The organism is Leclercia sp. AS011 (genome assembly GCF_037152535.1).
GTDB lineage: Bacteria > Pseudomonadota > Gammaproteobacteria > Enterobacterales > Enterobacteriaceae > Enterobacter.
Genome location: NZ_JBBCMA010000001.1, coordinates 1,108,766 through 1,122,298 on the forward strand (window position 1 = coordinate 1,108,766; position 13,533 = coordinate 1,122,298).

Annotated in this window: 14 protein-coding genes; 11 read left to right on the forward strand and 3 right to left on the reverse strand. The window is 58.4% G+C overall.

What is annotated here, in order from left to right:
* Positions 1–1,038: an ABC transporter ATP-binding protein gene (locus tag WFO70_RS05160; RefSeq protein ID WP_337014964.1), complete on the forward strand. Its 1,038-nt coding sequence runs from the start codon at positions 1–3 to the stop codon at positions 1,036–1,038.
* 74 nt (positions 1,039–1,112) lie between these two features.
* On the opposite strand, the gene WFO70_RS05165 is transcribed toward WFO70_RS05160, so the two are convergent.
* Positions 1,113–2,138, reverse strand: a complete 1,026-nt coding sequence (locus WFO70_RS05165) for an LLM class flavin-dependent oxidoreductase (protein WP_337014965.1) — start codon at positions 2,136–2,138, stop codon at positions 1,113–1,115.
* A 373-nt stretch (positions 2,139–2,511) separates the two neighbouring features.
* Here WFO70_RS05165 and ymcF point away from each other — a divergent pair, with 373 nt between their 5' ends.
* The 8 genes from ymcF (at position 2,512) to WFO70_RS05205 (ending at position 11,542) form a co-directional block, all read left to right on the forward strand.
* The gene (ymcF, locus tag WFO70_RS05170; RefSeq protein ID WP_142489569.1) at positions 2,512–2,700 is read left to right on the forward strand and encodes a cold shock small protein YmcF; all 189 of its coding nucleotides are present in this window, start codon (positions 2,512–2,514) and stop codon (positions 2,698–2,700) included.
* A 113-nt stretch (positions 2,701–2,813) separates the two neighbouring features.
* A complete protein-coding gene (locus WFO70_RS05175; protein ID WP_337014966.1) occupies positions 2,814–4,232 on the forward strand; it encodes an aminotransferase-like domain-containing protein in 1,419 nt (472 codons plus the stop codon).
* A 293-nt stretch (positions 4,233–4,525) separates the two neighbouring features.
* Positions 4,526–5,671 carry a putative ABC transporter substrate-binding protein YdcS gene (ydcS, locus tag WFO70_RS05180; protein ID WP_337014967.1) on the forward strand — a complete coding sequence of 382 codons (1,146 nt, stop codon included), beginning with the start codon at positions 4,526–4,528 and terminating at the stop codon, positions 5,669–5,671.
* Positions 5,672–5,688: 17 nt separating this feature from the next.
* Positions 5,689–6,702 carry an ABC transporter ATP-binding protein gene (locus WFO70_RS05185; RefSeq protein ID WP_337014968.1) on the forward strand — a complete coding sequence of 338 codons (1,014 nt, stop codon included), beginning with the start codon at positions 5,689–5,691 and terminating at the stop codon, positions 6,700–6,702.
* Position 6,703: 1 nt separating this feature from the next.
* Positions 6,704–7,648 (forward strand): ABC transporter permease, encoded by a 945-nt coding sequence (locus WFO70_RS05190; protein ID WP_337014969.1) that lies wholly within the window; start codon positions 6,704–6,706, stop codon positions 7,646–7,648.
* Positions 7,638–8,444 (forward strand): ABC transporter permease, encoded by an 807-nt coding sequence (locus tag WFO70_RS05195; protein ID WP_337014970.1) that lies wholly within the window; start codon positions 7,638–7,640, stop codon positions 8,442–8,444. The genes WFO70_RS05190 and WFO70_RS05195 overlap by 11 nt, the downstream gene beginning before the upstream one ends.
* Positions 8,445–8,468: 24 nt before the next feature.
* A complete protein-coding gene (patD, locus tag WFO70_RS05200) occupies positions 8,469–9,893 on the forward strand; it encodes an aminobutyraldehyde dehydrogenase (RefSeq protein WP_337014972.1) in 1,425 nt (474 codons plus the stop codon).
* Between the two features lie 200 nt (positions 9,894–10,093).
* Positions 10,094–11,542 carry a flagellin N-terminal helical domain-containing protein gene (locus WFO70_RS05205; protein ID WP_337014974.1) on the forward strand — a complete coding sequence of 483 codons (1,449 nt, stop codon included), beginning with the start codon at positions 10,094–10,096 and terminating at the stop codon, positions 11,540–11,542.
* Positions 11,543–11,552: 10 nt separating this feature from the next.
* On the opposite strand, the gene WFO70_RS05210 is transcribed toward WFO70_RS05205, so the two are convergent.
* Both WFO70_RS05210 and WFO70_RS05215 read right to left on the reverse strand, forming a co-directional pair.
* A complete protein-coding gene (locus tag WFO70_RS05210) occupies positions 11,553–11,735 on the reverse strand; it encodes a DUF1869 domain-containing protein (RefSeq protein ID WP_337014975.1) in 183 nt (60 codons plus the stop codon).
* Positions 11,736–11,754: 19 nt separating this feature from the next.
* Positions 11,755–12,081: a DUF1971 domain-containing protein gene (locus WFO70_RS05215; RefSeq protein ID WP_337014976.1), complete on the reverse strand. Its 327-nt coding sequence runs from the start codon at positions 12,079–12,081 to the stop codon at positions 11,755–11,757.
* A gap of 387 nt (positions 12,082–12,468) precedes the next feature.
* On the opposite strand from WFO70_RS05215, the gene WFO70_RS05220 reads away from it, so the two are divergent.
* Positions 12,469–12,642 (forward strand): GhoT/OrtT family toxin, encoded by a 174-nt coding sequence (locus tag WFO70_RS05220; protein WP_032610845.1) that lies wholly within the window; start codon positions 12,469–12,471, stop codon positions 12,640–12,642.
* A 124-nt stretch (positions 12,643–12,766) separates the two neighbouring features.
* Positions 12,767–13,528 carry an alpha/beta fold hydrolase gene (locus WFO70_RS05225; protein WP_337014977.1) on the forward strand — a complete coding sequence of 254 codons (762 nt, stop codon included), beginning with the start codon at positions 12,767–12,769 and terminating at the stop codon, positions 13,526–13,528.
* Positions 13,529–13,533 lie beyond the last annotated feature (5 nt).

Genomic DNA, 13,533 nt, shown 5'->3' on the forward strand with positions numbered 1-13,533 from the left:
ATGATTGAATTAGCGAACATTTCCAAAAAATTTGGCCAGACCCCGGTACTGGAAGGGCTGGATCTGACGGTGATGCCGTCATCCCGGACGGTGATTGTCGGCCCCTCCGGCTCGGGCAAAACCACGCTGCTGCGTATTCTTGCCGGGTTTGAATCACCGGACAGCGGCCACATTGTGCTTAACGGTAAAACGCTGTTTGATGAGCACACGTTTATTCCGGCGCATCAGCGCGGGATCGGCTTTGTGCCGCAGGAAGGGGGGCTTTTTCCGCACATGAAAGTGGGGGATAACATTGCCTACGGCCTGAAGGGATCGCGGCAGGAAAACCGCCGTCGCGTAGCGGAGCTGATGGATCTGGTTTCGCTCAGCTATGACCTGGCGGATCACTGGCCGCATGAGATCTCCGGCGGGCAGCAGCAGCGTGTGGCGCTGGCGCGCGCGCTGGCTCAGGAGCCGGTTCTGATGCTGCTCGATGAACCCTTCTCGGCGCTGGATACCGGTCTACGCGCCGCCACCCGCAAAGCCACGGCGGACCTGCTGGATCACGCCGGGGTAGCGTCGATTCTGGTGACCCACGACCAGCAGGAGGCGCTCTCCTTCGCCAGCCAGATCGCGGTGATTCGTGAGGGGCGTTTCGCCCAGGTCGGGTCGCCGGTTGAGGTTTACTCCCATCCGGTGGATGAGGCCACGGCGCTGTTCCTCGGCGATGCGCTGATTTTCAGGGCTCAGGTGAGCGGCGGGGTGGCAAGCTGCCCTCTGGGTAACATCCTGGTGGATAACCCGCTGGCCAGCGGAGAGAAGCGCATCATGCTGCGGCCTGAACAGGTACAGATTACGCCTCTGGCAGCAGGCAGCGACCCTGCACAGGTGGTGATTATTACCGGGGTGGATTTCACTGGCTATCTCTCGACCCTAATGCTCTCCTCGCCGGGCTGGCCCGGGGCGCTACAGGTGAAAACGGTCAGCCAGCAAAACTGGCAGGTCAATATGCCGGTGCAGCTGGCGATTAACGGGCAGGCCTGTGTGTTAGCGGGGTAAAAAAATGACGGGGCTATGGCCCCGTAACATCAGGTGGGTTACAGGTTTGTTTTCAACCAACACCCATAAACGTCTTAGTCGCGCCAGCCCATAGCCGGAGCCACATGCTTCAGAATCGACTCAATTACATGCACGTTGTACTCCACGCCCAACTGGTTTGGCACGGTCAGTAACAGCGTATCCGCTTCGGCGATCGCTTCATCCCGTTTCAGCTGGTCGATCAGCTTGTCAGGCTCGGCGGCATAGCTGCGCCCGAAGATGGCGCGCGTTTTCTCATCCAGATAGCCCACGCTGTCGCTTTCATTACGACTGGCACCGAAGTACATCCGATCCCGATCGTCCATCAGGGCAAAAATGCTGCGACTGACCGAGACGCGCGGCGTGCGGGTATGTCCCGCTTCGGCCCAGGCTTCGCGGTAGGCACGGATCTGTTTTGCCTGCTGGATGTGGAACGGCTCGCCGGTTTCGTCGTCCTTCAGGGTGGAGCTTTGCAGGTTCATCCCCAGCTTCGCGGCCCACACGGCGGTAGCGTTCGAACCTGCACCCCACCAGATGCGGTCCCGCAGCCCTTCGGCGTGCGGTTCAACGCGCAGCAGTCCCGGCGGGTTAGGGAACATCGGCTGCGGGTTGGGTTTGGCAAAACCTTCGCCGCGCAGGACGTCCAGCAGCACTTCGGTGTGGCGGCGCGCCATATCCGATTCGTTTTCACCCTCGCCAGGCACATACCCAAAGTAGCGCCAGCCGTCGATCACCTGTTCCGGCGAGCCGCGGCTGATGCCCAGCTGCAAACGTCCACCGGAAATTAAATCGGCTGAACCGGCATCTTCCGCCATATAGAGCGGGTTTTCATAGCGCATATCGATAACGCCGGTGCCGATCTCAATCTTGCTGGTTTTGGCCCCAATCGCTGCCAGCAGCGGGAAGGGGGAGGCGAGCTGGCGGGCAAAATGGTGCACGCGGAAGTAGGCCCCGTCTGCGCCCAGCTCTTCGGCGGCCACCGCCAGATCGATGGATTGCAGCAGGGCGTCCGCGGCGGTGCGGGTGCCGGACTGCGGCGACGGGGTCCAGTGACCAAATGATAAAAATCCGATCTTTTTCATGGCGGGATTTCCTGGTTAAAGAGAGGAGGCATAACCTCTACTTTACGGATTCACAGCCGGGAATAAATGCCCTTTCTTTCACAGAAGTGGTCAAAAATTTTGAACGAATACAGAGGCTCTGCGTAACCAGTGTAATTTTACGGTTAAAATCACTTGCATCCTGTTCGAAGCCGTGCGTTAATGATCTATCGGTTTGAATCCAAAAAATATCCGTCGCAGTCCCTTAAAGCATCTCTCAACACGTTGTGCCTCTCCGCAGCCTCTCTTGGGTTTTATCTTTACGCTCTGAACGCTCTGATTAGTTTTGTCTCAGACCTCTAATGCCTCAAAGGCCCAATTTAGTATTTAACGTTTTTACGTTCAGGAGATTTACATGAGTTCTACTATCCATTTTCGTTGCCCGTGCTGTCATGGTTCGCAGTTCCGTACTTCCATTTTCGACGTGTCTGAAAAAAATCCACACGGCGCGAAGTGCATTTTCTGCAAATCATCGATGATCACGCTTGACCATTTAGCGGCCTCACGCCATGCGCGCCAGGTGCCGTTTGAGTTCCGTAAGTAAGCCAGTCGGGCGCCGTCACGCCTGCTGAAATTCCTCTTACAACCTATAACAGTTTATTGTTCCTGCCTTTTTTCTCCTGCTGATATACACTGTGATGCAGCAAGGAGAACCCGATGAAAAAATACCAGCGCCTGGCGCAGCAAATCATTTCGCAGATCGAGCTTGGTGTCTGGCAGCCCGGCGATAAGCTGCCCTCCCTGCGTGAGCAGGTCACCAGCAGCGGAATGAGCTTTATGACCGTCGGTCATGCGTATCAGATGCTGGAGAGCCAGGGGCGCATTGTCGCGCGTCCGCAGTCGGGCTACTACGTCGCGGCCCGTCCCACCGGGCAGCAGCCGATGCCGCCCGCGCAGGTGATGCGCGACGAAGCGGTGGATATCAACACCTATATCTTCGATGTGTTACAAGCCAGCCGCGATCCCTCGGTGGTGCCTTTTGCCTCGGCCTTTCCCGATCCGCGTCTCTTTCCCTTACAGCAGCTGAACCGTTCCCTGGCGAACGTCAGTAAAACCGCCACCGCCATGAGCGTGATCGAAAACCTGCCTCCAGGCAACGTCGATCTGCGCCACGCCATCGCCCGCCGCTATGCCCAGCAGGGGATGAACATCTCCCCGGATGAAATTGTCATTACCGCCGGAGCCCTGGAAGCGCTGAATCTCAGCCTGCAGGCGGTCACCGAACCGGGCGACTGGGTGATCGTGGAAAACCCCTGTTTCTACGGGGCGCTTCAGGCACTGGAACGTCTGAAGTTAAAGGCGCTGTCGGTCGCCACCGACGTGCACGAGGGGATCGATCTCAACGCTCTGGCGCAGGCGCTTAACGACTACCCGGTGAAAGCCTGCTGGCTAATGACTAACGGACAAAATCCGCTGGGCTTTACCCTCAGCGCCGACAAAAAGGCGCAGCTTATTGCCTTGCTCACCGAACATAACGTCACATTGATCGAAGACGATGTTTACAGCGAGCTCTATTACGGGCGCGAAAAGCCGCTCCCGGCCAAAGCCTGGGATCGCAGCGACATGACGCTGCACTGCTCCTCCTTCTCCAAATGCCTGGTCGCCGGGTTCCGCATAGGCTGGGTGGCCGCCGGGAAACATGCCCGCCGCATCCAGCAGCTGCAGTTGATGAGCACCTTATCCACCAGCTCACCGATGCAGCTGGCGCTGGTGGACTATCTCGCCACCAAACGCTACGACGCCCATCTTCGACGCCTGCGCCGCACGCTGGCGGAGCGCAAGCAGCAGGCGTGGCAGTCGCTGCTGCGCCATCTCCCTGCTGAGGTGAAAATCCACCACAGCGACAGCGGCTACTTCTTATGGCTCGAGCTGCCCGCGCCGCTGGATGCCGGGGAGCTTAGCGCCCAGGCGCTGGTGCATCACATCAGCATTGCGCCGGGCAAGATGTTCTCCACCTCCGACACCTGGACGCCGTTTTTCCGCTTTAATACCTCCTGGGCCTGGGGAGAGCGGGAGGAGCAGGCGGTGATCCAGTTAGGGCAGATAATTAGCGGAATGTTAAAAACGCAAAAATAGTCATTTCTTACTATTGCTTGTCATGCCGGAATAATCATTTCTTATCCCGTTAATAACGCCGCAATTAATATGCGGCGTTTTTTTATTATCGCTCATAGGAAATATGCATAACGCCTGCGCCTGCTAACCCCTTGTCTATAATCCAGTTACCGGGGAATGCGCCCCCGGTCACAACCTGGTGAAATTTCTTCAGCCCGCCGGGTGCGCGGCAATAGCGCGGTCTACGTTTAATTCAGGAGATATTCTTACCGGCACGGCTGCCTTCTGATTTCATTTCGACAGGAGTAATAGGTATGAGCAAAAAATTTGCCCGTAGCAGCCTGTGCGCGCTCGGCATGACCGTTTTAACTGCGCAGGCGGCAGAGCCGCCAAAAGAGATCGGTCAGGGTGAAGGGCGACTGGATATCATTGCCTGGCCGGGCTATATCGAACGCGGCGAGACCGATAAAGCTTACGACTGGGTCACCGCCTTTGAAAAAGAGACCGGCTGTAAAGTGAACGTCAAAACCGCCGCCACCTCCGACGAGATGGTCAGCCTGATGGCGAAGGGCGGTTACGACCTGGTGACCGCCTCCGGCGACGCCTCCCTGCGCCTGATCATGGGCAAACGCGTTCAGCCGGTTAATCCCGATCTGATCCCCAACTGGAAAACCCTCGACCCGCGCATCGTCAAAGGGGAGTGGTTTAACGTCGACGGTAAGGCCTACGGCACGCCCTATCAGTGGGGGCCAAACCTGCTGATGTACAACACCAAAACCTTCCCGACGCCGCCTGATACCTGGGGCGTGGTGTTTAAAGAACAAAACCTCCCGGACGGCAAAACCAACAAAGGCCGGGTTCAGGCCTATGATGGCCCGATCTATATTGCCGATGCGGCGCTCTACGTTAAAGCCACCCAGCCGGAGCTGGGGATCACCGACCCCTATCAGCTGACCGAGCCGCAGTATGCGGCAGTCCTGAAAGTGCTGAAAGATCAGCACGCGCTGATCCATCGCTACTGGCACGACACCACCGTCCAGATGAGTGATTTCAAAAACGAAGGGGTGGTCGCCTCCAGCGCCTGGCCGTATCAGGCCAACGCCCTGAAAGCCGAGAATCAGCCGATTGGCACCGTCTTCCCGAAAGAGGGGGTAACAGGCTGGGCGGACACCACCATGCTGCACGCCGATGCCAAACACCCGATGTGCGCCTACAAGTGGATGAACTGGTCGCTGACGCCGAAAGTGCAGGGCGATCTGGCGGCGTGGTTCGGTTCATTGCCGGTGGTGACGGAAGGCTGTAAAGCCAGCACCCTGCTGGGCGACAAAGGCTGTGAAACTAACGGCTACACCTATTTCGACAAGATCATGTTCTGGAAAACGCCTGTCGCCAACGGCGGCAAGTTTGTGCCATACAGCCGCTGGGTGCAGGACTACATCGCCATCATGGGTGGTCGTTAAGCGCCAGGGAGCGGACTATGACGTACGCAGTAGAGTTTAACGATGTCTCACGCCTGTATGGCGACGTGCGTGCGGTGGACGGGGTAACGATTCGGATCCGTGACGGTGAGTTTTTCTCGATGCTGGGGCCTTCGGGCTCCGGCAAAACCACCTGCCTGCGCCTGATTGCCGGTTTCGAACAGCTGAGCGGTGGCACCCTCTCGATCTTTGGTAAAGACGCCAGCGAACTTCCGCCCTGGGAGCGCGACGTCAATACCGTGTTTCAGGACTACGCCCTGTTTCCCCATATGTCGATCCTCGAGAACGTGGCCTACGGGCTGATGGTGAAAGGGATCAACAAATCCACCCGTCAGGCCCAGGCGCGGGAGGCGCTGGAGAAGGTCGGTCTCGGCTTCGCGGAAAGCCGCAAACCCTCCCAGCTCTCCGGCGGCCAGCGTCAGCGGGTGGCGATTGCCCGGGCGCTGGTCAATCAGCCCCGGGTGCTGCTGCTGGATGAACCTCTCGGGGCGCTGGATCTGAAACTGCGCGAGCAGATGCAGTTTGAACTGAAAAAACTGCAGCAGGAGCTGGGCATCACCTTTATTTTCGTCACCCACGATCAGGGCGAAGCGCTGTCGATGTCGGATCGGGTGGCGGTGTTTAACAACGGGCGGATCGAGCAGGTGGATACCCCGCGCGAGCTCTATCTGCGTCCGCGCACGCCATTTGTCGCCAGCTTCGTCGGCACCTCTAACGTCTTCACCGACGCCCTGGCGCAGCGCGTCTGCGGCCTGACGGGAAGCTACTCCCTGCGCCCGGAACATATCCGCCTCGACGGCGAGGGCGACATTCAGGTTCAGGGCCGGGTGCAGGCCGTGCAGTTCCAGGGGGCGGCGACCCGTTTCGAGCTGCGGCTTGACGGGGGCGAAAAGCTGCTGGTGAGCCAGGCGAACCTCGCAGGCGGCGGGCTGGTTGCAGGTGTCGAGCCCGGGCAGATAGTGACCGCTTCGTGGGCGCGGGATGCCATGGTGCCGCTGCATGAGGAGGGGTGATATGGACATGAGCGTGGCACCCACACCGACGCCGCCCGGCCTGGCTGGCCGCCTGTCGGCGCTGTTCTGGCGCAGACCGGCGCTGGGGCTGTTCTTACTCCTGCTCGGCCCCCTGATGTGGTTTGGTATTGTCTATCTCGGATCGCTGTTTGCCCTGCTGTGGCAGGGGTTCTACACCTTCGACGACTTCACCATGTCAGTGACGCCGGATCTGACCCTGGCCAACATCCGCGCGCTGTTTAACCCCGCCAACTACGACATCATCCTGCGCACCCTGACGATGGCGATTGCCGTTACCATTGGCAGCGCGATCCTCGCCTTTCCGATGGCCTGGTATATGGCGCGCTATACCCGCGGCAAATGGAAAGCCTTTTTCTACATCGCGGTGATGCTGCCGATGTGGGCCAGCTATATCGTCAAGGCCTACGCCTGGACGCTGCTGCTGGCGAAAGACGGCGTGGCGCAGTGGTTCCTCAGCCATATGGGGCTGGAGCCGGTGCTGACCTCGCTGTTGACGGTGCCCGGCATTGGCGGCAGTACGCTCTCCACCTCCGGGCTGGGGCGTTTCCTGGTGTTCGTCTATATCTGGCTGCCGTTTATGATCCTACCGGTGCAGGCGGCGCTGGAGCGTCTGCCAGCGTCATTGTTGCAGGCCTCGGCCGATCTGGGTGCCCGCCCGCGGCAGACTTTTCGCTACGTCGTCCTGCCGCTGGCGATCCCGGGCATCGCCGCCGGGTCGATTTTCACCTTCTCCCTGACGCTGGGCGACTTTATCGTCCCGCAGCTGGTCGGCCCGCCGGGGTTCTTTATCGGGCAAATGGTTTACTCCCAACAGGGGGCGATAGGCAATATGCCGATGGCGGCAGCCTTTACGCTGGTGCCGATTGTTCTTATCACTGTCTATCTGGCGTTCGTGAAGCGCCTGGGAGCCTTTGATGCACTCTGAACGCGCGCCGCTGTTCCTGAAAATTGCCACCTGGGGCGGGGTGATCTTCCTGCACTTCCCGCTGCTGATCATTGCCATCTATGCTTTTAATACCGAGGACGCGGCGTTCAGTTTTCCGCCACAGGGGCTGACGCTGAAGTGGTTTAGCGCTGCAGCGGGGCGCAGTGACATCATCGAATCGGTGACGTTGTCACTTAAAATCGCCGCTCTGTCGACAGTGATTGCGCTGGTGCTCGGCACCCTGGCCGCCGCGGCACTGTGGCGGCGGGCGTTCTTCGGTAAAAACGCGGTGTCGCTGATGCTGATCCTGCCCATTGCCCTGCCGGGGATCATTACCGGTCTGGCGCTGCTGACGGCCTTCAAGACCATCAATCTGGAGCCCGGTTTCTTCACCATCATTCTCGGTCACGCCACATTCTGCGTGGTGGTGGTGTTCAATAATGTGATTGCCCGTTTCCGGCGCACCTCGTGGAGCCTGATCGAGGCGTCGATGGATCTCGGTGCCAACGGCTGGCAAACCTTCCGCTACGTGGTGCTACCCAATCTGGGGTCGGCGCTGCTGGCGGGGGGCATGCTGGCCTTCGCCCTGTCGTTCGATGAGATTATCGTCACGACCTTTACCGCCGGACATGAGCGCACTCTGCCGCTGTGGCTGTTAAACCAGCTCGGCCGCCCGCGCGATGTTCCGGTGACTAACGTGGTGGCCCTGCTGGTGATGCTGGTGACCGCGATACCCATTCTGGGGGCCTGGTGGCTAACCCGCGACGGCGAAAGCGTTGCCGGAGACGGGAAATAACGTTGATTTCTACAGGACAATACTATGCAAACTCAACTGCTGATTAATGGTGAACTGGTAACCGGCGAAGGGGAAAAGCAGCCGGTCTATAACCCTGCGACCGGCGAGGTGCTGCTGGAGATCGCGGAAGCCTCGGCCGCCCAGGTCGATGCTGCCGTGCAGGCTGCCGACCGGGCCTTCGCCAGCTGGGGGCGCACCACGCCGAAAAGCCGCGCCGAGTGCTTGCTCAAACTGGCGGATACCATCGAAGCCAACGCAGACGCCCTGGCCCGGCTGGAGTCGCAAAACTGCGGCAAACCGCTGCACTGCGTGCTGGGGGATGAGATCCCGGCTATCGCCGATGTGTTTCGCTTCTTTGCCGGGGCGGCGCGCACGCTTAACGGCTCGGCGGCGGGGGAATATCTGGAAGGGCACACCTCGCTGATCCGCCGCGACCCGGTGGGGGTTGTGGCCTCGATTGCCCCCTGGAACTATCCCCTGATGATGGCGGCGTGGAAGCTGGCTCCGGCGCTGGCCGCCGGCAACTGCGTGGTGCTCAAACCCTCAGAGATCACGCCGCTCACCGCCCTTAAGCTGGCGGAGCTGTCACAAGGGATCTTCCCGACCGGGGTGCTTAACGTGCTGTTCGGCCGGGGTAAAACCGTCGGCGACCCGCTCACCGGGCATGAAAAGGTGCGGATGGTGTCCCTCACTGGCTCCATCGCCACCGGGGAACACATCATCGGCCATACCGCCTCATCGATTAAGCGCACCCATATGGAGTTGGGGGGCAAAGCGCCGGTGATCGTCTTTGATGATGCGGATCTCGACGCGGTGGTGGAGGGAGTTCGCACCTTCGGTTTCTACAACGCCGGGCAGGACTGCACCGCCGCCTGTCGCATCTACGCGCAAAAGGGCATTTATCCGGCGCTGGTAGAAAAGCTGGGTGCCGCGGTCGCCAGCCTGAAGATCGGCTCCCCGGATGACGAGAGCACCGAGCTGGGCCCGCTCAGCTCCCAGGCGCACCTCGACCGGGTGAGTCAGGCCGTAGAAGAGGCCAAAGCCCTGGGGCATGTGCAGGTCATCACCGGTGGCAGCAAGCACGACGGAAAAGGCTATTACTTCCAGCCGACCCTGCTGGCAGGGGCAAAGCAGGAGGACGCCATCGTGCAGCGGGAAGTGTTTGGCCCGGTGGTGAGCGTGACCGAATTTGACGACGAGGAGCAGGTCCTGGAGTGGGCCAACGCGTCGCAGTACGGGCTGGCCTCGTCGGTCTGGACGAAAGACGTGGGCCGCGCGCACCGCCTCAGCGCGCACCTGCAGTACGGCTGCACCTGGGTCAACACCCACTTTATGCTGGTGAGTGAAATGCCGCACGGCGGGATGAAGATGTCGGGTTATGGCAAGGATATGTCGGTGTATGGCCTGGAGGACTACACCGTTGTTCGCCACGTGATGATTAAGCACTGATTTCTGCTCCCGCCGGTTGTCCAGACGATAACCGGCGGATTTTTAATATCTTTTATTTCTTAATATATTAAATAAAATATATCCCCGCCGACGCACATCACGCTGCAAGAATATATTGTTTGGTTTTAGCAAATATTTCCTAAATAAAATTTCGAGCGCGCCGATAGAGTAGTCAGACCAGACAAACGGCCCTGTTCATCATGCTTGCAATTAATCATAACGAGATTGCCGGGCTCTCGCTTAAGTCCCGGAAAGCTAACAGTACTTTGTTATCTCAGACCATTGAGCGGCTCTCATCCGGCTTGCGTATTAATAGCGCGAAGGACGATGCTGCCGGGCAGGCGATTGCCAATCGGATGTTCTCCAATATTAATGCGGACAAGGCCATCACGCGTGGGCTGGATGACGCCATCAGCCTGGCGCAGACGGCAGAAGGGAGTCTGAGCGACATCGGCACAATGCTGATCAAAGCCAAAAGTCTCGCCATTCAGGCGGCGAATGGCACCCTGTCGCAATCCGACCGGGACAGTATTAACCAGGAATATCAGCAGATTCTGGCGACCATTACGCAGGTCTCGGAACAGACGGAGATCTTTGGTCAATATCCGCTGGCGACCGATAAGCCGGTATTACCGCCGCAATTAATTGGTGACGTGGCACCGCTGAATACCAAATTCCCGGTGGCCGGAACCGATTACTCTTTCAGTTCAGGTATTATTCCGCTGGCCTATATTCCGGCCGGGGCAACCAATATCACCATTACCATTGATTCGCTGGGTCTGGACGACGATATACAGCTTTTTACCCGGGACGGTAAACATCTGGCGGGCACGCCGTTATCCGGCCCGGAGGCGGATTATACATGGGTCAGTCGCGGCATTACCGACGACGCCAAAGCCACCGCGTCGGTATTGACGGCCAAAAACGGCTTCAGCAGCGGGGCAGTGTATGACGACTCGCAGCTGATTTCCGGCGATACCAGCTGGAGCTACAGCGGAGAAACGCTCAACTATAACGGGATGACCATTACCTATAGCGGGGATGGCGATCGTTATGAAGATAAAGCCTCCGGGGCCTGGAACGACGGTGCCAACGGCTCAAACCGCATCGAGCGCGTCACCCTGAATACCGTGACGGAAGATTTGCTGGTGATGGTGGTGGGCAGCGGTTCCTTTACCAGCAACATCACCTGGGGAACCTTGCCGACCCCGACCATTACCCCGGCGGTTCCGCCGAAGCAGAGCCGTCCCGTCGAGGTGGTGACCAGCGCCAATTTCGGTGAAGAGATGCAGTCCGTGACCATTGAGCCGACGCCGACGGATCTGAAGACGTTGCAGCTGGACAATACCGACATGATCACCGAGGCGGGGGCGCGAAAGTGCATGGGGTTACTGGATTCCGCACTGGAGAAAGTGAGCGGCTATCGCGCGCAGTACGGGGCCACAATCAACCGCTTCGAATCGAGCAAAGCGGTGCTGTCGCAACAGAGCATCTCCCTGCAAACCGCCCGCAGCCGCATTCAGGATGCCGACTACGCCGCCGAGGCCAGCCAGCTTGCCCGGGCGCAGATCCTGGAGCAGAGCCAGAATGCGGCCCTGAAGATGGCCAATCAGGTACCGCAGACGGTATTAGAACTGCTCAAAATGTAACGGGTGGCGGCTACCAGCCGCACACCTCATGCTCATTCTCGGTGTCATAAGCGCGCACGGTATTCACCAGGTCTTTCACCACCTGAGCGGCGACGTCCGGGATCATCAGCTCCATCGGGGTCTCCGTCTCGTAATCCACCGACACGCCGTTGCTGTTGTTGGTCACTGTGACGGTATAGGTTGCTTTGCCCATGATGTTACTCCTTCAGAATTTACGACTTCAGTAACACGTCGCGTTCAACAAAAAAGTCGATATTGAAATACGTATCGTCGGTCATCACTTCGATGTGGTGCCAGCGCTCGGGCGGGAATACGCCAAAATGGCCGGCTTCAATGATCAGTTCGCTATCGGGCTCGGGCGAGGTTTCGTCAGCATAGCCAAGATAGCGCACCGCACCCTGCATCACGCTGAGGCGCGGATAGACGCCGGGCCGGGTGCCGGTATCCAGATGACGTTTGAAAATCCCCGGCGGGGCGGTGTCTTTGGTCCAGAAAGGGGTGGAGCGGGTGTGGATACAACTTTGCGGAATACGCAGCATAACGTCCTCCTAGTAAAAAGTGAGGATATTACAGCACGTATGATTAACCCTGGCTTGTCAAAAAATGCATTTAAAATACGACTTTAAAGTGGTACTCCTGAGGTAGGCTATACTTACTTATTCCGAAGGTCACAAAGGAGCGTCTTATGCCAGCAGTCGATAAAGACAAATCCCGCAAAGTGCCCGACTCGGGGAATAAAAAGCCTCAGCCGGTGAAGAAGTAGTCCCGGAAACCAGGGCCGCAGACGCGGCCCTTTTTGTTATAAAACTACTCAGTTGTTATTAACCTTAAGATATATGTGGTTAATATGTAACAAAAAACTTGATCTCGCTCAACATTTGCCGCATATTGCGCGCGGTTATTGAACAGCAGATTGGGTGAATGGGATGACGTTGTACCAGAAGATGTTAATGTTTTACGCCGTCATGGCAGCTATCAGTGCGCTTATCACCTGGTTTCTCTCCAAAGATCGCAAACGCATCCGCTTTCTCAGCGCCTTTCTGGTGGGCTCCACCTGGCCGATGAGTTTCCCGGTCGCGCTGCTGATTTCTCTCTTCTGAAAGCCGCCCCTGCGCGGCTTTTTGCCGGATGCGGTGCAGGCACCTTATCCGGCCTACAAAATCTGGCAATGGCATTCCTCTTTGATGGGCTGTATAAATACACAGTCATCTGAAAGGAGTGCTTATGAACAGCTTTTATTCCCACCAGGCCCGTTGCACGGTGCGTTGGCAGGAGCTTCCCGGGCAGGGCGAACCGCTGGTCTTTATTCACGGTCTTGGCTGCGCCTCTTCTTACGAATACCCCCGCATTGTCTGCGACCCTAAGTTCGGTTCCCGCCGGGCGATCCTTATCGATCTTCCAGGCAGCGGTTACAGCGATAAACCCGAAACCTTTAGCTATCAGACCTCGGCGCAGGCGCAGGTGGTCATCGAGCTGCTCAATCATCTAGCGATAACCTCATTCTGGCTGTACGGGCACAGCATGGGCGGCAGCATCGCGATAGAAACGGCAGAGCTGGCCGGGAGCCGTCTGCGGGGGCTGATGGTGTCAGAACCTAATTTCCATGCCGGAGGGGGCGCGTTTAGCCGGGGCATTGCCGCCCAGACGGAAGACGATTTTATTCGTAGCGGCTATCAGGCCATGCTGGAGGCTGAAACCTCACCCTGGAAAGGATGCCTGCAAAACACCGCTCCCTGGGCGGTATGGCGCGGTGCCGCGAGCCTGGTTAAAGGGGTAGAGCCCGACTGGGGCGAGCGTTTTGTCCAGTTGCCTTGCCCGGTATGGCTGATTTTTGGCGAGCTTTCGCTGCCCGATCCCGATCTGGATGAGATGCGCCAGCAGGGGATTCAGGTAAAAATCATTCCCGCTGCCGGCCATTCCATGTCGTGGGAGAACCCGTCTGCGCTGGCGCTGGCGTTGGCTGAATGTATCCAGCAGGGCCGGTGAGATAG

Bases quoted from the DNA above. Each gene is read 5' to 3' on its own strand.
- WFO70_RS05160 (WP_337014964.1), top strand. From the start codon at position 1: ATGATTGAATTAGCGAACATTTCCAAAAAATTTGGCCAGACCCCGGTA.
- WFO70_RS05165 (WP_337014965.1), bottom strand. From the start codon at position 2,138: ATGAAAAAGATCGGATTTTTATCATTTGGTCACTGGACCCCGTCGCCG.
- ymcF (WP_142489569.1), top strand. From the start codon at position 2,512: ATGAGTTCTACTATCCATTTTCGTTGCCCGTGCTGTCATGGTTCGCAG.
- WFO70_RS05175 (WP_337014966.1), top strand. From the start codon at position 2,814: ATGAAAAAATACCAGCGCCTGGCGCAGCAAATCATTTCGCAGATCGAG.
- ydcS (WP_337014967.1), top strand. From the start codon at position 4,526: ATGAGCAAAAAATTTGCCCGTAGCAGCCTGTGCGCGCTCGGCATGACC.
- WFO70_RS05185 (WP_337014968.1), top strand. From the start codon at position 5,689: ATGACGTACGCAGTAGAGTTTAACGATGTCTCACGCCTGTATGGCGAC.
- WFO70_RS05190 (WP_337014969.1), top strand. From the start codon at position 6,704: ATGGACATGAGCGTGGCACCCACACCGACGCCGCCCGGCCTGGCTGGC.
- WFO70_RS05195 (WP_337014970.1), top strand. From the start codon at position 7,638: ATGCACTCTGAACGCGCGCCGCTGTTCCTGAAAATTGCCACCTGGGGC.
- patD (WP_337014972.1), top strand. From the start codon at position 8,469: ATGCAAACTCAACTGCTGATTAATGGTGAACTGGTAACCGGCGAAGGG.
- WFO70_RS05205 (WP_337014974.1), top strand. From the start codon at position 10,094: ATGCTTGCAATTAATCATAACGAGATTGCCGGGCTCTCGCTTAAGTCC.
- WFO70_RS05210 (WP_337014975.1), bottom strand. From the start codon at position 11,735: ATGGGCAAAGCAACCTATACCGTCACAGTGACCAACAACAGCAACGGC.
- WFO70_RS05215 (WP_337014976.1), bottom strand. From the start codon at position 12,081: ATGCTGCGTATTCCGCAAAGTTGTATCCACACCCGCTCCACCCCTTTC.
- WFO70_RS05220 (WP_032610845.1), top strand. From the start codon at position 12,469: ATGACGTTGTACCAGAAGATGTTAATGTTTTACGCCGTCATGGCAGCT.
- WFO70_RS05225 (WP_337014977.1), top strand. From the start codon at position 12,767: ATGAACAGCTTTTATTCCCACCAGGCCCGTTGCACGGTGCGTTGGCAG.